Origin of the sequence: Pseudomonas sp. Q12-87 (assembly GCF_001269755.1) — a bacterium.
Lineage (GTDB): Bacteria > Pseudomonadota > Gammaproteobacteria > Pseudomonadales > Pseudomonadaceae > Aquipseudomonas > Aquipseudomonas fluorescens_S.
This window is the reverse complement of sequence record NZ_LHVI01000023.1, coordinates 320,036-337,061: the sequence shown is the minus strand read 5'-3', so window position 1 is coordinate 337,061 and position 17,026 is coordinate 320,036. Positions and strand designations below refer to the sequence as shown.

17 protein-coding genes are annotated in these 17,026 nt (G+C 61.0%); all 17 read left to right on the top strand.

Features of this window, described 5'->3' with window-relative positions:
- The first annotated feature begins 49 nt into the window (after nucleotides 1–49).
- The 17 genes from AD663_RS18190 to AD663_RS28520 all read left to right on the top strand — a co-directional run bounded on the left by AD663_RS18190 (nucleotide 50) and on the right by AD663_RS28520 (nucleotide 16,891).
- Entirely contained in the window at nucleotides 50–772 is a 723-nt protein-coding gene (locus AD663_RS18190) for a helix-turn-helix domain-containing protein (protein ID WP_003183594.1), read from the top strand.
- Nucleotides 769–2,421: a type III secretion system outer membrane ring subunit SctC gene (sctC, locus tag AD663_RS18185; protein WP_003183592.1), complete on the top strand. Its 1,653-nt coding sequence runs from the start codon at nucleotides 769–771 to the stop codon at nucleotides 2,419–2,421. Before AD663_RS18190 ends, sctC begins: the two co-directional genes overlap by 4 nt.
- Nucleotides 2,418–3,524, top strand: coding sequence for a type III secretion system gatekeeper subunit SctW (gene sctW / locus AD663_RS18180; protein ID WP_053214288.1), 1,107 nt, complete (start codon nucleotides 2,418–2,420; stop codon nucleotides 3,522–3,524). The genes sctC and sctW overlap by 4 nt, the downstream gene beginning before the upstream one ends.
- A 2-nt stretch (nucleotides 3,525–3,526) precedes the next feature.
- Nucleotides 3,527–5,578, top strand: a complete 2,052-nt coding sequence (locus AD663_RS18175; protein WP_305728865.1) for an EscV/YscV/HrcV family type III secretion system export apparatus protein — start codon at nucleotides 3,527–3,529, stop codon at nucleotides 5,576–5,578.
- 38 nt (nucleotides 5,579–5,616) lie between these two features.
- Nucleotides 5,617–6,903 (top strand): type III secretion system ATPase SctN, encoded by a 1,287-nt coding sequence (sctN, locus tag AD663_RS18170; RefSeq protein WP_053214286.1) that lies wholly within the window; start codon nucleotides 5,617–5,619, stop codon nucleotides 6,901–6,903.
- Nucleotides 6,887–7,342, top strand: coding sequence for a type III secretion protein (locus AD663_RS18165; RefSeq protein ID WP_053214285.1), 456 nt, complete (start codon nucleotides 6,887–6,889; stop codon nucleotides 7,340–7,342). The genes sctN and AD663_RS18165 overlap by 17 nt, the downstream gene beginning before the upstream one ends.
- On the top strand, nucleotides 7,339–8,226 hold the full coding sequence (locus tag AD663_RS18160; protein ID WP_053214284.1) for a hypothetical protein: 888 nt from the start codon (nucleotides 7,339–7,341) through the stop codon (nucleotides 8,224–8,226). The genes AD663_RS18165 and AD663_RS18160 overlap by 4 nt, the downstream gene beginning before the upstream one ends.
- Nucleotides 8,223–9,146, top strand: coding sequence for a FliM/FliN family flagellar motor switch protein (locus AD663_RS18155; RefSeq protein WP_003183582.1), 924 nt, complete (start codon nucleotides 8,223–8,225; stop codon nucleotides 9,144–9,146). The genes AD663_RS18160 and AD663_RS18155 overlap by 4 nt, the downstream gene beginning before the upstream one ends.
- Complete coding sequence (locus AD663_RS18150) at nucleotides 9,139–9,792, top strand: EscR/YscR/HrcR family type III secretion system export apparatus protein (protein WP_003183580.1); 654 nt, start codon at nucleotides 9,139–9,141, stop codon at nucleotides 9,790–9,792. Before AD663_RS18155 ends, AD663_RS18150 begins: the two co-directional genes overlap by 8 nt.
- 8 nt (nucleotides 9,793–9,800) lie before the next feature.
- Nucleotides 9,801–10,055, top strand: coding sequence for an EscS/YscS/HrcS family type III secretion system export apparatus protein (locus AD663_RS18145; RefSeq protein ID WP_003183579.1), 255 nt, complete (start codon nucleotides 9,801–9,803; stop codon nucleotides 10,053–10,055).
- 4 nt (nucleotides 10,056–10,059) lie between these two features.
- Nucleotides 10,060–10,863 (top strand): type III secretion system export apparatus subunit SctT, encoded by an 804-nt coding sequence (gene sctT / locus AD663_RS18140; RefSeq protein WP_003183577.1) that lies wholly within the window; start codon nucleotides 10,060–10,062, stop codon nucleotides 10,861–10,863.
- Nucleotides 10,838–11,872: an EscU/YscU/HrcU family type III secretion system export apparatus switch protein gene (locus AD663_RS18135; protein WP_053214283.1), complete on the top strand. Its 1,035-nt coding sequence runs from the start codon at nucleotides 10,838–10,840 to the stop codon at nucleotides 11,870–11,872. Before sctT ends, AD663_RS18135 begins: the two co-directional genes overlap by 26 nt.
- A 260-nt stretch (nucleotides 11,873–12,132) precedes the next feature.
- On the top strand, nucleotides 12,133–12,615 hold the full coding sequence (sicA, locus tag AD663_RS18130; protein ID WP_003183573.1) for a type III secretion system translocator chaperone SicA: 483 nt from the start codon (nucleotides 12,133–12,135) through the stop codon (nucleotides 12,613–12,615).
- A gap of 2 nt (nucleotides 12,616–12,617) precedes the next feature.
- The gene (sctE, locus tag AD663_RS18125; protein WP_053214282.1) at nucleotides 12,618–14,384 is read left to right on the top strand and encodes a type III secretion system translocon subunit SctE; all 1,767 of its coding nucleotides are present in this window, start codon (nucleotides 12,618–12,620) and stop codon (nucleotides 14,382–14,384) included.
- 213 nt (nucleotides 14,385–14,597) lie between these two features.
- Nucleotides 14,598–15,494, top strand: coding sequence for an IpaC/SipC family type III secretion system effector (locus AD663_RS18120; protein WP_371261203.1), 897 nt, complete (start codon nucleotides 14,598–14,600; stop codon nucleotides 15,492–15,494).
- A 13-nt stretch (nucleotides 15,495–15,507) separates the two neighbouring features.
- Nucleotides 15,508–16,611, top strand: coding sequence for an IpaD/SipD/SspD family type III secretion system needle tip protein (locus AD663_RS18115; protein ID WP_053214280.1), 1,104 nt, complete (start codon nucleotides 15,508–15,510; stop codon nucleotides 16,609–16,611).
- Nucleotides 16,612–16,633: 22 nt separating this feature from the next.
- Nucleotides 16,634–16,891 carry an acyl carrier protein gene (locus AD663_RS28520; RefSeq protein ID WP_083455170.1) on the top strand — a complete coding sequence of 86 codons (258 nt, stop codon included), beginning with the start codon at nucleotides 16,634–16,636 and terminating at the stop codon, nucleotides 16,889–16,891.
- The last annotated feature ends 135 nt before the right edge of the window (nucleotides 16,892–17,026 follow it).

Here is a 17,026-nt window from a genome sequence, read left to right as displayed (position 1 = left end):
ACGCCACGCAGCCAAGGAGACCGGTGTGCAGGACAAATCATTTCGCTCCATGGCATGGCCCGATCTGCGCGAACGCGTGCTTCACCTGCGCGTAGCCCAAAGCCCGGTCCAACTGAATGCAGCACCCTTTGGCCTCAGTCACTGCCTGCCGGTCGGTTGGGAAGGGCTGGTCGTGCTGGGTGATTCGCTGCAATGGCGGGGCGGCGAGTTGCATGTGCTGCCCGTCTGCGAAGCGCCACTGATGACGTTGCAGGCTTTTTTCGACATGAGCGATGCCTTCGATGAGGCGCGGCAGAAGGGTGACGTGGCAGCGTGGGCGCTGTTGCCCGTGGCGAATGACATCGTCCGCTCCCGGCAACGGCTCGAACGCTGGTACATCGAGCAAGCGATGGGCGGTGCGCTGGCCTACCGTGCTTTTGCCGACACGTTGCGTCATCACGAAAGTTACGGGCTCGTGCGGTTTCTGCTGGAGCAAGGCACGCGCAGCGAAAAGCTCAATACCCTGGCGCAACGCTACGGGGTCTCGGTGTCGCACTTCCGCAGGCTTTGCCGGCAGGCCCTGGGCACTGCGGCCAAGCCGGCACTGCGTGGCTGGCGCACAGCCCAGGCGCTGTTGAACATGAGCCTGCACGACGGCTCGTTGACCGATGTGGCGCTGGAGTTCGGTTTTGCCTCGTCGTCGCATTTTTCCAAGGAGGTTCGCGAACTAGTGGGCTTTGCGCCCAGCAGCCTGGCGGACATTACTTACTTGCCAGGCCAAGTGAGCCGATGAGCCTGCGCTTGACGTCCCTCGGCCTTTTATTCCTCTGCTCAGGCCTCGTGCTGCTGGCGCCCCTCGCGGTGCAGGCCGATGTCTACACCTTCGAGGCCCGGGAACAAAGCGCGCGGACGTTTTTCAGCGAATTGTCCGGACCATTGGGCATGCCAGTCATTGTCAGCAAGGTTGCCGCCAACAAGCGCATCGGCGGTACGTTCGACCTGCGCACGCCGCAACGAACGTTCGAGCGCCTCGCCGGGCAAATGGGGTTGATCTGGTACAGCGATGGCCAGGCGATTTATCTCTATGACGCTTCGGAAATCAAAAGCTCGATGATGTCGCTGCAAACCCTGACCGTGGACAAGCTTCAGGCATTCCTCGGGCGCTCGGGACTGCACGATGCCCGCTACCCGCTGCGCCACGACGGCCTGCGGACGTTCCATGTATCGGGCCCGCCGATGTATGTCGACCTGGTGGTACAAGCCGCCGGGTTGATGGACAACCAGCGCTCGGAGTTGCTGTTGGGCAAACAGCAGATCGGCGTGATCCATGTGCGAAATACCTTTGTCAGCGATCGCAACTACGAGCTGCGCGACGACAAGGTGACCATCCCAGGGTTGGCAACGGTCATCGAAGCGTTGCTGCGCGGTGAAAAGCAGGGCGTCGAGCCGGAAGTGGCCCAAGGCTCCGCGCCGCGATCGGCTGGAGCGATGCCAGTATTCCCCCTGGAGGGCCTGGCGAGATCGCCTTCGGACCAGGACCCGACGGCGCCCCGAGTGATTGCCCGGGAAGTGGCCGCCGGCAACATTCGGGTGGTGGCCTATCCGGACACCAACAGCCTGCTGGTCAAGGGTCTGCCGGAGCAGGTGCACTTTATCGAGAACCTGGTGAGTGCGCTGGACACGCCGAAACGGCACGTCGAATTGTCGCTGTGGATCATCGACCTGCATAAGGACGAGCTCAACCAGTTGGGCATCAACTGGCAAGGCGCGGTGAAGTCCGGGAGCGCCTTCAGCGCATCGCTCAATGCCGGTTCGGCGACCACGCTGGATGGCGTTTCATTCGTGACCCAAGTCATGGCGCTGGAACGCACCCACCGCGCCAACGTCGTTTCGCGGCCAGTGATCCTGACGCAGGAAAACGTGCCGGCGATCTTCGACAACAACCGCACCTTCTATGCCCCGCTGGTGGGTGAGCGCAGCGTCGATTTGCAGCACGTGACCTACGGCACGCTGGTGAGCGTACTGCCCCGTTTCGCCCAGGCGGACGAGATCGAGATGTCGCTCAACATAGAAGATGGCAACGAAATCGAGAGTCCCGGCCAGGGCGAGCGTCAGGGCGCGCTGCCGACGGTGGGGCGTACCCGCATCAATACCGTGGCGCGGGTGCCCCAGGGCAAAAGCCTGCTGGTGGGCGGTTTCACCCGCGACGACCATGGCGAGCAGATCGGGCGGGTGCCGGTGTTGGGTTCGATCCCGTGGATTGGTCGCTTGTTCAGCTATCGCCAGCATCGTTCGGCCAACACGGTGCGGGTATTCCTGATCCAGCCCAAGGAAATTCGCGACGCCTTTGAACCGGCCACGGACGAGCCGGCTGGGCAATTGCTGACCCCGCAACAGCATGAGCGCGTGCGCCGAATGTACTTCCGGATGTCGGAGAAATGATTCTGCCGCCGGTTTCCATCGGTGGCCGAGCCGCCCAGGCGCGACTGAATGCCGATAAGGCCGCCGAACATCCCCAACCGCCAATCGATGCCGAGGCTGCGCCCGACGACAGCGCGACGGCGGCAGTGGCTCAGCGCCTCGTGCAGATCAGCGATGAGTTGTCGGCGGCCCTGACTCAGTTCCGCGGCCGGCGGTTGTTCGAGCTCAAGTCCGATGCGCTGACCGATACCTTCGAACGCGTGCTCGAGGACGATACCGTGCCCAAGGCCCACCAGGTGCTGAACCTGGCGCGGCTGGCGGACAAGCCCGTGGCCTGGTTGCTGCAAATGGCACGAAGCCTGTTTCCCGATGACAGCGATCTGGCCCTGGTGCTGCGAGCGTTGTTGCGCCGCCGGAACCTGGAGACGCGCACCCGCCAGCGTCTCGAGACGCTGTTGCAAACGGTGGTAGCCCAAGCGTCTCCCAAGCGCATGAACGCCGGCATCAACGCGGCGCTCAAGGCCAGGATGTTCGGCCAGGGCATGGCGGTGCGCGCCGGCCTGTTGCGCGAGACCTACCGGGATTTCCTCGAGTCCGATGAAGGTTCGCTCAGTTGCTATCAGGATTGGATCGCCCTGTACGGCCCGTCGCAACGCCAAGCGGTGCTGGCCTTCATCGAAGCGGCGTTGCTTACCGACATCAATGCCCAGGACCCTAGTTGCTCGCGCGCCGAGTTCGGTCAATTGCTCACCCGCGTGAACGACCTCAAGCGTCTGCGCTCGGCCGATAACCGGTTCATCGGCGCGCTGCTCGGCGATGCCATCGTCTGCCGACACAACCCCCATGAAGCCGACTGGCTGGTGTTTTTCTTCGGCGTGTTGACCTATCCCGATGAACTCGACCAGTTGCTGCTCGCCGCGTTGGGAGAGGGGCTGCTGCTCAGTGCTCATCGTGAACGTTCAACGGTGTTGCAGACCGTGCGCCGGCTCAGCCTGCAATTGCCGCTGCCACTGTTTGCCGATGAAGATGCGCCACAGCGCCTGGCAGCCCAGTTCACGCGCCTGGCGGACCTGGCCTATGCCCACGAATGCATCGATCAGCGGCGCTCGGGCAGTTGCCCATGAGCCTGCTCAATGTGTTTTTGCGCAACATCGGCGCTCGCCCGGAGCTGCTGATCCTGACCTTGATGGTGATGATCATCGCCATGCTGATCATCCCTTTGCCGACGGTGCTGGTGGATTTTCTCATCGGCCTGAACATCGTCATTTCGCTGCTGGTGTTCATGGGCTCGTTCTACATCGAGCGCATCCTCAGCTATTCGACGTTTCCGGCGTTGCTGTTGTTGACGACGTTGTTTCGCCTGGCGCTGTCGATCAGCACCAGCCGGCTGATTCTCAGCCAAGCCGATGCCGGGGAAATCATCGCCTCGTTCGGTGATTTTGTGATCGGCGAAAGCCTGGTGGTGGGCTTCGTGATTTTTTCCATCGTCACCATCGTCCAGTTCATCGTGATCACCAAAGGCTCGGAACGCGTGGCCGAAGTCGCGGCGCGTTTCTCCCTGGACGGCATGCCGGGCAAGCAGATGAGCATCGACGGTGACCTCAAGGCCGGCGCCATCGATGCGGCCCAGGCCCGGGAAAAACGCAGCGTGCTGGAGCGTGAAAGCCAGTTGTACGGTTCGTTCGACGGGGCGATGAAGTTCATCAAGGGCGATGCCATCGCCGGCATCATCATTATTTTCGTCAATTTCATCGGCGGCATGGCCATCGGCGTCGGGCAACTGAGCATGGACATGTCCACGGCGTTGTCGACCTACACCTTGCTGACCATCGGCGATGGCCTGGTGGCGCAGATACCCGCGTTGCTGATCGCCATCGGCGCGGGTTTCATCGTGACTCGCGTCAACGGCGATGACAGCAACCTGGGGCGCAACATGCTCGCCCAGATGCTTGGCAACCCGTTCGTTCTCGGCGTGACCGCATTGCTGGCGGTGGGCGTGGGCCTGTTGCCGGGTTTCCCGCTGCTGACATTTTTATCCATCGCCAGTGTCCTGGGGTTGGTTGTGTTCGTGCGCCACCGTCGATCCTCGCGCCAGGCAGCCCCGGACCAAAGCCGCAGCGACGCCACCGAGCAAGGCGCGCTGCCGAGCGAATCGGGACTGCTCGATGACGTCGACACTGTCGCGACGGAAACCATCGCGCTGATGCTGCTGGTGCCCAAGGCGCAACTCGAAGCGCTGGAGAAGAATCGTTGGGCGGCGCGGTTTCGCAGCCAGTTTTTCATCGATTACGGCTTGCGCATTCCCGAACCGCGACTGCGGGTCAGCGAGGCGTTGCCAGCGCATCAGGTGGCGGTGCTGATCAACGAAGTGCGGGCCGAGCAGTTCGATATCCATTTCGAGCACTGGCGCTTGCTGGACTATTCACCCGAGCTGGATCCCCTGGGCTTCGCCCTGGTGCGTGGCAGCGACAGCAACCGCCTCGGCGGGGTCTGGGTCAGCGCGGCCGACCGCGAGCGGGTGCAGCAGTTGGGCTATCACCTGCGGGCGGCCGACGAAGAATGTTATCGCTGCCTGGTCACGCTGCTGGCGCGCAATATCCAGGAGTTCTTCGGCGTGCAGGAAACCAAGCAGCTGCTCGATGAAATGGAAACCCGCTACCCCGACCTGCTCAAGGAAGTCTATCGCCACGTCACCGTGCAAAAGATTGCTGAAGTGCTGCAGCGCCTGATTGGCGAGCGCATTTCCGTACGCAACATGAAGCTGATTCTCGAGTCCCTTGCCCATTGGGCTTCCCGGGAAAAGGACGTACTGGCGCTGGTCGAACACGTGCGCGGCGCCATGGCCCGCTACATCAGCAACAAGTTTGCCCAGGGCAACGATTTGCGCGTGCTGCTGTTGTCGCCGGAGTTCGAAGACGTGGTACGCCGCGGCATCCGGCAAACCTCCGGCGGCAGTTTCCTCAATCTGGAGCCGGCCGAATCGGAAGAGTTGATGGACCGCCTCAGCGTCGGCCTGGACAGCGTGCACATCGCCCAGAAAGACATGGTGTTGCTGTGTTCGGTGGATGTGCGGCGCTACATCAAGAAACTCATCGAGGGGCGCTTCCGGGAGCTGGACGTCATGTCGTTCGGCGAAATCTCCGAGACCGTTTCCGTCAATGTCATCAAAACGCTGTGAGGGGAACCCTGCAAATGGCTGTTGGAGAGCCCGCGTCGATGCGCCTGCGCCTGGAAAGACACGCGGCCCATCCCTTGCGTTTGAGCGGTCCGCTGATCGAAGCGGCGCTGGACGAAGTGGTGATCGGCGAGGTCTGTGAGGTGCGTCGACATTGGCGCTCGCCCGAGGTCGCGGCGAGGGCGCAGGTGATCGGCTTCAAGCCCGGTGCGGTGGTGCTCAGCCTGCTGGGCGACGGCAAAGGCTTGTCCCGGGCGTCGATGATCGTGCCCACCGGCTCGACCTTGCAACTGACTTGCAGCGACGCCTTGCTCGGCAGTGTGGTCGATCCCCAGGGCACGATCGTCGAGCGCCTGGCGCCATCGACGGCGGTGGCGCAACGGGATTGTCCGGTGGATGCCGACCCGCCGTCCTACCAGCAGCGGCGTCCGGTGGCCGAGCCCTTGCGCACCGGCATTCGTGTCATCGACGGGCTGCTGACCTGCGGCGTAGGCCAGCGCATCGGCATTTTCGCCGCCGCCGGCTCCGGCAAGACCACCTTGATCAACATGCTGATCGAGCACACCGATGCGGAGGTCTTCGTGATCGGCTTGATTGGCGAGCGTGGGCGGGAGGTGACCGAATTCATCGAGCACCTGCGGCAATCGCCCAAGTGCGCCCGGTGCGTGGTGGTGTATGCCACGTCGGATTTTTCCTCGGTGGATCGCTGCAACTCGGCGCTGCAAGCCACCACTATCGCCGAGTACTTTCGCGACCAGGGGCGACGCGTGGTGTTGTTGCTGGATTCCCTGACCCGCTACGCCCGCGCCCGTCGCGACCTGGCGCTGGCGGCCGGCGAAGCACCGGCGCGGCGTGGTTATCCGGCCTCGGTGTTCGATGCCTTGCCACGCTTGCTGGAACGACCTGGGGTGACGGCGACCGGCAGCATCACCGCCTGGTACACGGTGCTGTTGGAAAGCGACGACGAGCCCGATCCGATCGCCGAAGAAATTCGTTCCATCCTCGATGGCCATGTCTACCTCAGCCGTGCCCTGGCAGCCAAGGGGCACTACCCGGCTATCGATGTCTTGCGCAGCGTCAGCCGGGTGGCGACGCAAGTTACTGCGCCTCAGATCCAGCAACTGGCCGCATCCACCCGGGAAATCCTGGCGCGCCTTGAACAGTTGCAGGTTTTTCTCGACATGGGCGAGTACAGCCCGGGCGCGGACGCGGCCAATGACCACGCGATGCAACGGCGCGAAGCCCTCGGCCAATGGTTGCGCCAGCCGACGGGCGAGTGTTGCGAGCCGGACGAAACCTTACGGAGCCTGCATGAAATCCTTGCCTGATCAGCGACGCTTATTGGCCTTCAGCGAGTTCCGGCGGCAACGCGGTGAACAGGCGCTGCTGCGCGTCCAGCGCCAATTGCAGCCGCTGCTGACGGAGCGCGACGGCTTCGAGGCGCAGGAAGCCGCGCTGCAAGACCTGTTGGCCAGCCATCGCGCCAATGACTGCGTGCTGGATCACGGGCAGTTGTTGGCGCTGTTGCGAACCCAGGCGGTCATCCGTCGGCGGATCGATCTGCTGCGTGTCGAGCGTGACCGCGTGGACCAGCAGTGTCGGCAGGTCGAACAGCAGTTGCAGGAGCTGCGTGAACAACTGCGTGGGTTGCTGCGCAAAAACGACAAGTACCAGCGTTCCTTCCGGCAGCTGTTGCTAGAGCGACGACTCGAGGCGGTACGCCGGGAAGAGCGGGAGTTGGAAGACATGATCGGGGTGCGTCGATGAAAGAGATTTCTGTGGTTTCCTCTCTGCCGGTCCTGATCCTGGATTGCGTCGACGAAGACCCGCTGGACGAGCTGCTGGACCCGCTCGTCCCGGTGCAAGAGGATGAGCTGCCGCAGGGCGTGCTGGACCTGATGGCTTTGTTGGTTCGGCCTTATCGCGCCCCGATGAACCATGACCGTGCGCTGGCCTGGCGCTCGATGAGCGTTGTTCAGGGCGCGGCGGAGATAGAAGGCGATGGGGAGCGGTCGGTTGCCCGGGGAGCAGTGGACGTTGAAGCCGTTGGCGCACCACCACCGACTGCCCGGAACGCGATAATTTTTCCACACGCCGGCCCGCTGCTCAGCCCGCTGACAAAACATCCGCTGCCTCAACGCCTGGAGCCTGTTGTGGCGGTTAGCGACCAATCAGCGGGGTCGGCCTATTCGGTATCGATCGAGGCGCCGCCACGGGAGACGTTCACCGTGTTCAGTGAGCGGTCGGTGGTCCTCGTCGCTGAACCGCTGCCCCAGGCGCCGTTGAGTCCCCCAGGCACGCGCCATGCACCGGCAATTGTCAGCCCGTCCATCCCTTCACCGACGCTGCCGCCAATGCTCGATGTCATGGTCGAGACGCTGCCGGGACCGGATCGGGAGTTCCTGCAAGTACCCTTCAATCGGGGGATGGCCAGCGGACAAGTCACCATCAGCCGAGTGCCTGATGAGCCCAGCCGACACCTGACGCTCAGCCCCAGCAATGCCCTGGTGTTCGAGCAACTCAAGGAGCCTTTCGCGCTGGCCCGGGAGCCTGGCTGGCTGCTCGCCGACAGTGGCGGCGAGCAGCCGCGCCAGGGTTCGCAGCAGGGGCCGGACGAGGATCAGGACGATCCGGCTGAGCATCCGGCATGAGCGCTTTGCAGTTACGTCGGGTCGACCCTTTGGCCCATGCCCGCGCCCAGGCGATTCAACGCTGGCGACATGCCGGTCATGAGGTGGGGTTGGCCAGGGTGCCGGAACGTTCGGACCATCTGAGCTTTTGCGCACAAGGCGACAACGGTCCCTGGCAGGGGCTGATCGCGGCCCGTGACTGGTTGCATCATTCGCTCCCGACCTTGCAATCGTTGCTGGTGCTGGAGTGCCCGTTACCGAGCATTGTCGCGTTGTTCCGGGCGGTGCCACGACCCTTGTCACTGGACATGGAAGAGTTGCATTACAGCGGTCTGACGAACATCGAATACGTGGCCCCGGCGCGATTGCCGACAGGCGAAGTGCCGTGGCTCGACACAACGCGGGGGCGTGTGTGGTTGACCCAGTTGCCGCCAAGGAATGCCGTGCGTGGCCCAGTGTCAGCCGATTCATGGCTGAAGACATTGCCGTTGCGCCTGGAGCTGATCCTTGGCGTCAGTCACCTGAGCCTTGCCAGTCGGAGACGGCTGAACGAAGGCGACGTCCTGTGCATCACCCAGCGCACTCAACGCTGCTTGTCAGCGGGCCGATGCCTCGGCGTTTTCACCTTTACCGAAGAGGGTCTACACATGCAACCGACCGTGACCGAGGCCAGTCCAGAGAATACGTCAGAGCCCGCCGTGGAGATCGACCTGGGGGCGCTCCCGGTGTGTCTGGAGTTCCTGCTCGCCACCCATGACATCGACCTGGCCGGGCTGACGCAGATCATCGCCGGGCAACTGATCCCGCTGGCAGATAACGCGGCCCAGCACATCGAAGTGCGCGCCAACGGCAAGCGTGTGGCCTGTGGCGAGTTGGTGCAGTTGGACGGACAGTTGGGTGTGCAATTGCTGAAGGTCTATCGAGACGGCGACGATGAATGACGTCTCGCTGATCGCGCTGCTGGCGTTCGCTTCGCTGCTGCCGTTCCTGGTGGCGGCGGGTACTTGCTACATCAAGTTTTCCATCGTCTTTGTCATCGTGCGCAACGCCTTGGGCCTGCAACAAGTGCCGTCGAACATGGCGCTCAATGCGATTGCCCTGATGCTGGCCATTTTCGTCATGACGCCGGTCATGAAGCAGGGGCACGACTACTACAAGACCGAGGCGGTGGCCTTTACCGACATCGAGTCGGTGGTGAATTTCGCCGAGAACGGCCTGGGCAGCTACAAGGACTACCTGCGCAAGTACACCGATCCGGAGCTGGCGCTGTTTTTCGAGCGGGCTCAGGCAGCCCGAAGTGAAACCGACTGGCCTGCCGATGAAGCGCTTGCGCCCTCGCTGTTTTCGCTGCTGCCGGCTTATGCGCTGAGTGAAATCAAGAGTGCCTTCAAGATCGGCTTCTACCTGTACCTGCCCTTCGTCATCGTCGACCTGGTGATCTCCAGCATCCTGCTGGCGCTGGGCATGATGATGATGAGTCCGGTGATCATTTCCGTGCCGATCAAACTGGTGCTGTTTGTCGCCCTGGACGGCTGGGCACTGCTGTCCACCGGGCTGGTCAAGCAATACCTGACCTTGCTGGCGTAGGCGCATCCATGAACGATCTGGTCTACGCCGGCAACAAGACCCTGTACCTGATTCTGCTGATGGTGGCCTGGCCAATCATCGTCGCCACGGTGGTCGGCCTGGTGGTCGGCTTGATCCAGACCGTGACTCAGTTGCAGGAACAGACCCTGCCGTTTGGCTTCAAGCTGATGGCGGTCGCCGCGTGCCTGTTTCTGCTCTCGGGTTGGTACGGCGAAACCCTGCTCGACTTCAGCCGCGAAGTCATCCGCCTGGCGTTGAGTTGAGCCGATGGCGGTGACGCTGTTCTTCGAGTTGTACGCCGGGTTCGCTGCCGCGCTGTTGGGCGTGGCGCGCCTGGCGCCGATTTTCTTCATGTTGCCGTTTCTCAACAGCGGCGTGCTGACCGGTGTCGCGCGCCAAGCGGTGATTGTCCTGGTGGCGCTGGGGTTCTGGGCCTACGTCGGCGTACCGACGCCCGCCCTCGACAGCCTGGCGTTCCTCGGCTTGATGCTGCGGGAGGCGAGTATCGGCGTGCTGCTGGGTGTGCTGCTGTGCTGGCCGTTCTGGGTGTTGCATGCCATGGGCAACCTGATCGACAACCAGCGCGGGGCCATGCTCAGCAGCACGGTGGATCCGGCGAACGGTGTCGACACATCGGAGTTGGCGAATTTTCTCCAGTTGTTCGCAGCGGCGGTTTACCTGGAAGGTGGGGGCCTGTTGCTGATGCTCGAAACCGTCGCCCAGAGCTACCGCATTTGCGCCCCGGCGAATGCGTGCGAGATGCACCTGCCGGCTATTCATGGTTTGTTGGATGGGCTGGTGAGCAAGACCGTGGTCATTAGCGCGCCGGTGGTGGCGATGTTGTTGATCAGCGAAGCGTTACTCGGTTTGCTCTCGCGATATGCGCCACAGATGAACGCGTTTTCCGTGTCGCTGACGGTCAAGAGCCTGGTGGCGCTGGTGGTGTTGATGCTGTATTTCGGCGTACACCTGCCGGATGAAATCCTGCGCATGGGCATGACCTCCGACGCGCTGGCGGCGTACTTGGATGGCGAGGAGGGCGACGATGTCATCCAGCGCCTCGAAGACTGAAAAACCCACCGCCAAACGCCTCAGGGATGCGGCGCGCAAAGGCCAGACATTCAAGGCCAAGGACCTGGTCATCACCTGCCTGACCCTGTGCGGCATCAGCTACATGGTGTTCAACAGCTCGTTGTTCGAGATCATGGAGGTCTACCGGCGCATCATTGCCAGTGATTTTGACACCGAGCTGCAAGCCTACTCGGCGATGCTGGTGCTGGTCGGTCTCAAGGCGTTGCTGCCGTTGTTGCTGGTCTGCGTGCTGACCAGTGCACTGCCGGCGCTGCTGCAAAGCGGCTTTGCCTTGGCCAGCGAAGCGCTGAAACTGAATCTCGGCGCGCTGAACCCAATCAACGGTTTCAAAAAATTGTTCAGCCTGCGCACGGTCAAGGACACGTTCAAGGCGCTGTTATACCTGGGCAGCTTCGCCATGGCGCTGTGGATCGTCTGGACCACCCAGCGGCAATTGCTGTTTGCCCAGCTGTTTGCCCAAGCACCGGATCTGTTTGCGATCTGGGGGCGTCTGTTGCTGGTATTGGTGTTGGCCTTCCTGGCCTGCGTCCTGTTGATCGTCGTGCTCGATGCACTCAGCGAATACTGGTTGTTCATGAAAGACCAGATGATGGACAAGGATTCGGTCAAGCGCGAACACAAGGAGCAGGACGGCAACCCGCAAATCAAGGGCCGCCGCCGTGACCTGCACATGGAGTTGCTGTCGGAGCAGGTCAAATCCGACGTGCGCAGCTCGCGCATGATCATCGCCAACCCGACCCACATTGCCATCGGAGTGTATTTCCGTCCGGAAATCACCTTGCTGCCGTTCATCTCCCTGATGGAAACCAACCAACGCGCCCTGGCAGTCCGGGCCTATGCCAAGGAGGTCGGTATACCCGTTATCAACGACATCGCCTTGGCCCGACGGATCTTCAAGACCCACCAGCGCTACAGCTTCCTCCAAGTGCAGGAAGTCGAGGAAGTGCTGCGCCTGTTGATCTGGCTGGAGCAGGTCGAGCAGGCCTGAGGCCTGCGCATATCGAAACGACTCACTATCCCCGTGGCGAGGGAGCTTGCTCCCGCTGGGTCGCGAAGCGGCCCTGAAACCCGACGACGCGGTGTATCAGTTTGATTGCGGTGGCCTTTGGGGGGCTGCTGCGCCGCCCAGCGGGAGCAAGCTCCCTCGCCACAAGAGCATCGATGAGCGCAATTTGGCAGCGTGCCCGCCGGCATCTTTGGCTCAATGCACCGGTCAGCAGCGCTGACGTTATTTCAGGAGTGTGGCCGATGAGTCGCAATACAAAACAAGACGAACAGGTGGCCCTGGACGTCGTGGATGCAGTGCTCGGTGGCGCGGCGTTGAAAGACGTGCAAGGCATCACTGACGAGCACATGGACGGTCTCTATGCCTTCGCCTTCCAGTTCTACGAACAGGGGCGGCTGGACGATGCCGAGAAGTTTTTCCACTTCCTGTGCATCTACGACTTCTACAACAGCCATTACTGGATGGGACTGGCTGCGGTGCACCAGCTCAAGCAAAACCACCAAAAGGCGATCGACCTGTATGCCATCGCTTTCGCCCAAGGCAAAAACGACTACCGGCCAATGCTGTACACCGGCCAGTGCCACCTGGCCCTGGGCAAGGTTGGCAAGGCCCGGCTGTGTTTCGAATACGTGATCGAGCAAGCCACGGAAGACGATCTGCGTGAGCAGGCCAAGGTGTATCTCGACACTCTGGCCCACATGGAATTGCACTGTTCGGAGGACTGAACATGACGGAAATCAGAAACACCTTTAGCCCCTCATTCCCGGGCGCGATGAGCCGCACCGAAGCCTTTGAAAAATACGGCGCGGCTGCCAGCAAGGCCGCCAGGACCACTGACTATCAGGAGGCCGGTCGCAAAGCCCTGGCGGACCTGATGTCAGTGAGATATGACGGTCACGCTGGCCCGTCTACCGTGAGCACTGGCCGGCCCGTGTTGCACGCGCCAGCGCTTCGGGCCGATGGCAACAAACAGGAAACCAATGGCGACTTGTTCACGCTCTTGATGGCGATGATTGCCGAGCTGATCGGCGAGGTCGATGTCAACAAACTGAAAAACCGCCTGGCGATGCTGCAGAGCATGGCCGGTGCCCGCCAGCAGGGGCTTGAAAACCTCTCGGCCGAATATGCCGCCGCTGTCCAGGCCATGGCCGATGCCGAGGGCGATGTCGGCAGCAGCCAGGAGCACCTCGAGCGGTTGCACGAACGGGTTCTGCATTTCCAAGGGCTACTGGCAGACAGCGAGGCGCGCCTGGCGCAGCTGGACCCTGAATCACCCGAATACGCCGAGGAGCTGGCCCATCGCGACCAGCTCAAGGGCGAACTGGCGAGCCACACTCACACGTTTAACGCAGCGACCGCTGCGCACCTGAAGCTGATCGAGATCGCCAATACCTTTGCCAAAACCCTGAGCGGGGTGGTCATGAAAGTGGTGGTATCCGGCGTCGGCCCCGACCACAAGGAAACCGACGAAAAGGCCCTCAGCAGCAGTGCTTTGGCGTTGCTCAACCGGTTGAAAATCATCGAGTTGCTTGGTGAGGCGGCGCAGAACAAGGAGGAACTGAGCCAGGAGCTGTTCCAGGAGTTGCAGGCCAAGCTTCAGGAACACATGAAGCGTGAGTCGGATAAATACCTGGAGGAAGTGCGCAAGGCCGAGGCGTTGCAGAAGACTATGGGCTGCATCGGCAAGATCATCGGGGCGATATTGACCGCCGCAACTATCGTCGCAGGTGTCCTGACCGCCAACCCGGTGCTGATCGTGGTGGGATTGATAGGCGCGGCGGTCATGATTGCCGATGCGGTGGTCGAGGAAAAAACCGGCAAGTCTTTCATGGCCGAGGCCATGAAGCCGTTAACTGTCGTCATGCAAGAGGCGATCAAGTTTTTCACCGAGATTTACACTCAGTTGCTGATAGACCTGGGTGTCGATGAGGAAACAGCCAAGGACATCGCGCAAATCGCCGGCATGATCCAGGGCGTTATCTCGACGCTGGCGGCTATTGCCCTTATGGCCATCGTCGGGGCGCAGGTGATCGGGCCGATGGTCAGCGCCGTCGCCTCAAAACTGGGATCGGTGGTCGCCCAGGCCGCGCCCGCCGCCATGCAAGCCATGAAGCAGATGGCAACCTCAGTGGGCAAATCGATGACTCAAATGCTCACTCAATTACGCAGTTTGGTGACCAACGGTGCCGATGCGGTATCGCTGGCCCGTTACGCCGCCAACCTGGAGATCGCCCAGGCCGTCACCGAGTTCGCCAATGTCGCGGCCCAGGGCGTGATGCAAATCGAAAGCGGTCGGCATCAGGCCCAGGCGGCGGTGCACCTGGCGGACATGCGAGTGCGCATGGCGATCAGCGAGGAAATCAGCAAATACCTGACCCAGGTGGTCGAGGACTACGGCCAGGCGATGCGGGAGCGAACCCAGGAGATCGAACGGATGCTCTCCGGCCAGCTACAGAGCTTAAACACCAGCCTGAACATGGTTCGGAACGTTTGAAATCACGGATAACAGGTACCTACGATGAAAGCTATTGATACTTCGATCAGGCATCCCCTCGCCTCTGGTGCAGAGATGGGCGTGCCAACCAGTCCAACCGGGTCTCCACAACTTCTTCAAAATAGGTCCCTCCTGGATTCACCGAATTTCGACACGATCACTGCAAAACAGATCCTGCAGAACCCCGGCAGCACAGCACCTTCGGCGGCGGAATTGGAGAGTGCAATCAACGCCTACGAACCCACCGAGTCGGACTGGCAAGACTTCATGGCCGCCTCGACGATGGTCAGCGATGAAGTGCGCAACGACCTGATCTTCGACCCAGGCGCCTGGGAGAAACACGCGAATGTACTGGTGGCGGCGATCATCGCACTGAACATCGCGCGGGTCGCCAACGCTCAACTGCGTGGACATTTCAGCGTCATGGCCTCCGAGGCGGCCAAGGCCCAAGGCGCGGCCATTGTCGAGTCAGGCCAGGCGGCCTTGAACAGCGCCATCACCGGGGCCGTGGTGTCCGGCGCGATCTCCGGCTTCGCCCTGCTCAAGACCCTCCATGGCCAGACGTTGAAGCATGCGGATATCAATTTGCATAAACGTAACGCCATGGACGCGGGCACTTTCGAACGCGACCTCACAAAGGATCGCAACCGGGCCGACTGGAACCCGGAAGCCACCTACAAGATCAGCACTTTTGACGATTTCGGCCGCACCAGACCAGTCGACTTCCAGCCCAAGGGCGCAACGCTGACCGCCGATGAGCGGGCGTGGTTCGACGGCGAAATTCTCAAGGCGCAAAAGGTAGGCCAGACCTCCGACTGGTTAAGCCAGATGGGCAGCCGAGGTGTCGAAAAGAAACTGGAGATCGGTCGCGCCCTCAGCGCCATGTCGACGAACCTGAGCCAGGTGGTGGCGAGCATGGTGCGCCTGACCGAGTACACCGCGCGGGAGAAGGAAACGCTGCAACAAAGTGCGCAGAACAGCCAGAAAAGCCTGGCCGATGAAGTGGCACAGAAAGACTCGGCCGATGCCGCGTTGTTGCAAAAGCTGATGGACATGGTCATGCAGCTTTTTCAATCGCGCAGTGACGTTATTCGCGCCGTGACGGCCTGAGGAGGAGAGGAATATGGAAATCATGAGATCCATACAGGCGCCAGTCGTCTTGCTGCCGAACATTGACGCCATGGTCGATACGCCGTTGGCTGTGGAAATACCCGTTGAGATACAGACGGTCAGTTCCCTGACCCAACTGCTTGACCGTTCCATGAGCGCACTGAATCGCAGCCTCGCCAATCTGCTCAGGGGCCCCTTCAGCGCCAAGTCGCTGGAAGGCTTGACCACCGAGTCCGTGGCGCAACAGTTTATCCCGGAGCTTCTCGAGCAGATCCACGCCAAGCGCGATCGCTCACACATGTGGGCCCAGCGCGCCCGTCAGTGTTGTGCGGTGATGAGCCACAACATGAAGTCCACGCTTCTGGACGACAGTCGGCTACGTCAGCTCAACGACGAACAAGGCGAAATACTGCGCAGCCTCAAGCAAGCCTTGGACCAGGACAAACCCTTCGAAATAGCGGAGGCCCTGGATGCCGGGATTAACTCCTCCAATGACTTCTTCGAAAAACTGCTGGAACTGATCGACCTGATCAAGAACGGCTACCTCGCCGGTTACGAACACATCATCAAGGCCTATACCGACTTCTTTGCCGATTTCAACGCTGAAATCACCGCGAAGATGAAGGACTGGATCGAGGGGACGAACGACGGTAAAGACGTCAAGGTGAATGTCGATGCGTTGCGCACCGCATTGGACAACCTGATCAAAAAATACAGTCATCCGAACTCCGCGTCCGTGCTTTTCCCGAAGCCTGGCGACGGCGCAGCGAGCAAGGAAGAAGCAGAGAAATGGCTCAAGGCCCTGGGCTTGCCTGCCAGTTGCCTGAAACAGAATCCCCCTCCGAATGGCGGCTGGTGTGTCGTCATCGACCTCAGCCCGTTGACGACCATGCTAAGAAGCCTGCTGTTGGAAAGCGGCACGGTGACGTGGGATACCGCCAAGTACAACCAATGGCAAACCGGCTTCAACGCCCAGGAAGAACGCCTGAAAAACATGCTGCAGTCGCTGACGCAGAAATATTCAAATGCCAATTCGTACCATGACAACTTCAATAAGACACTGTCGGCGCATTTGAATCAGTTTGCGGATATGTTGAGGGCGATGTTGAGTTTTTAACTAGACGACGATGCGGTGATAAATGAATGCGTCAGTTGCTCAAACATGCATCGAATCAAAAGTGATAGCGCTGCTGTCTGGCTATTTTCCGACGAGCCAAGGAAAGATAGGCAGATGTTCGCGGTTAGTGGAGGATCTGAATGTCGATTCCGTGGATGTGGTGGAAATTATTATAATGCTCGATGAAGCGTTTAATGTTGATCTTCCTCCCTATCAGGTCGAGGTTTGGAACTCTGTGTCCGATATCATTCATTCAGTTGCGGCTGCGAGAGGTGCTTGAAAAAAACGTCGCTGCCGTGAGCAATTTGCGGCGGTGACGCCTCCTTGTATGAAAATGTCCCACTCTGCTTTGCCAAACCTTCGAAGCGAAGGGCCTACGTTTTATGTCGCGGTTTCCTACATCAATAAGATTGTC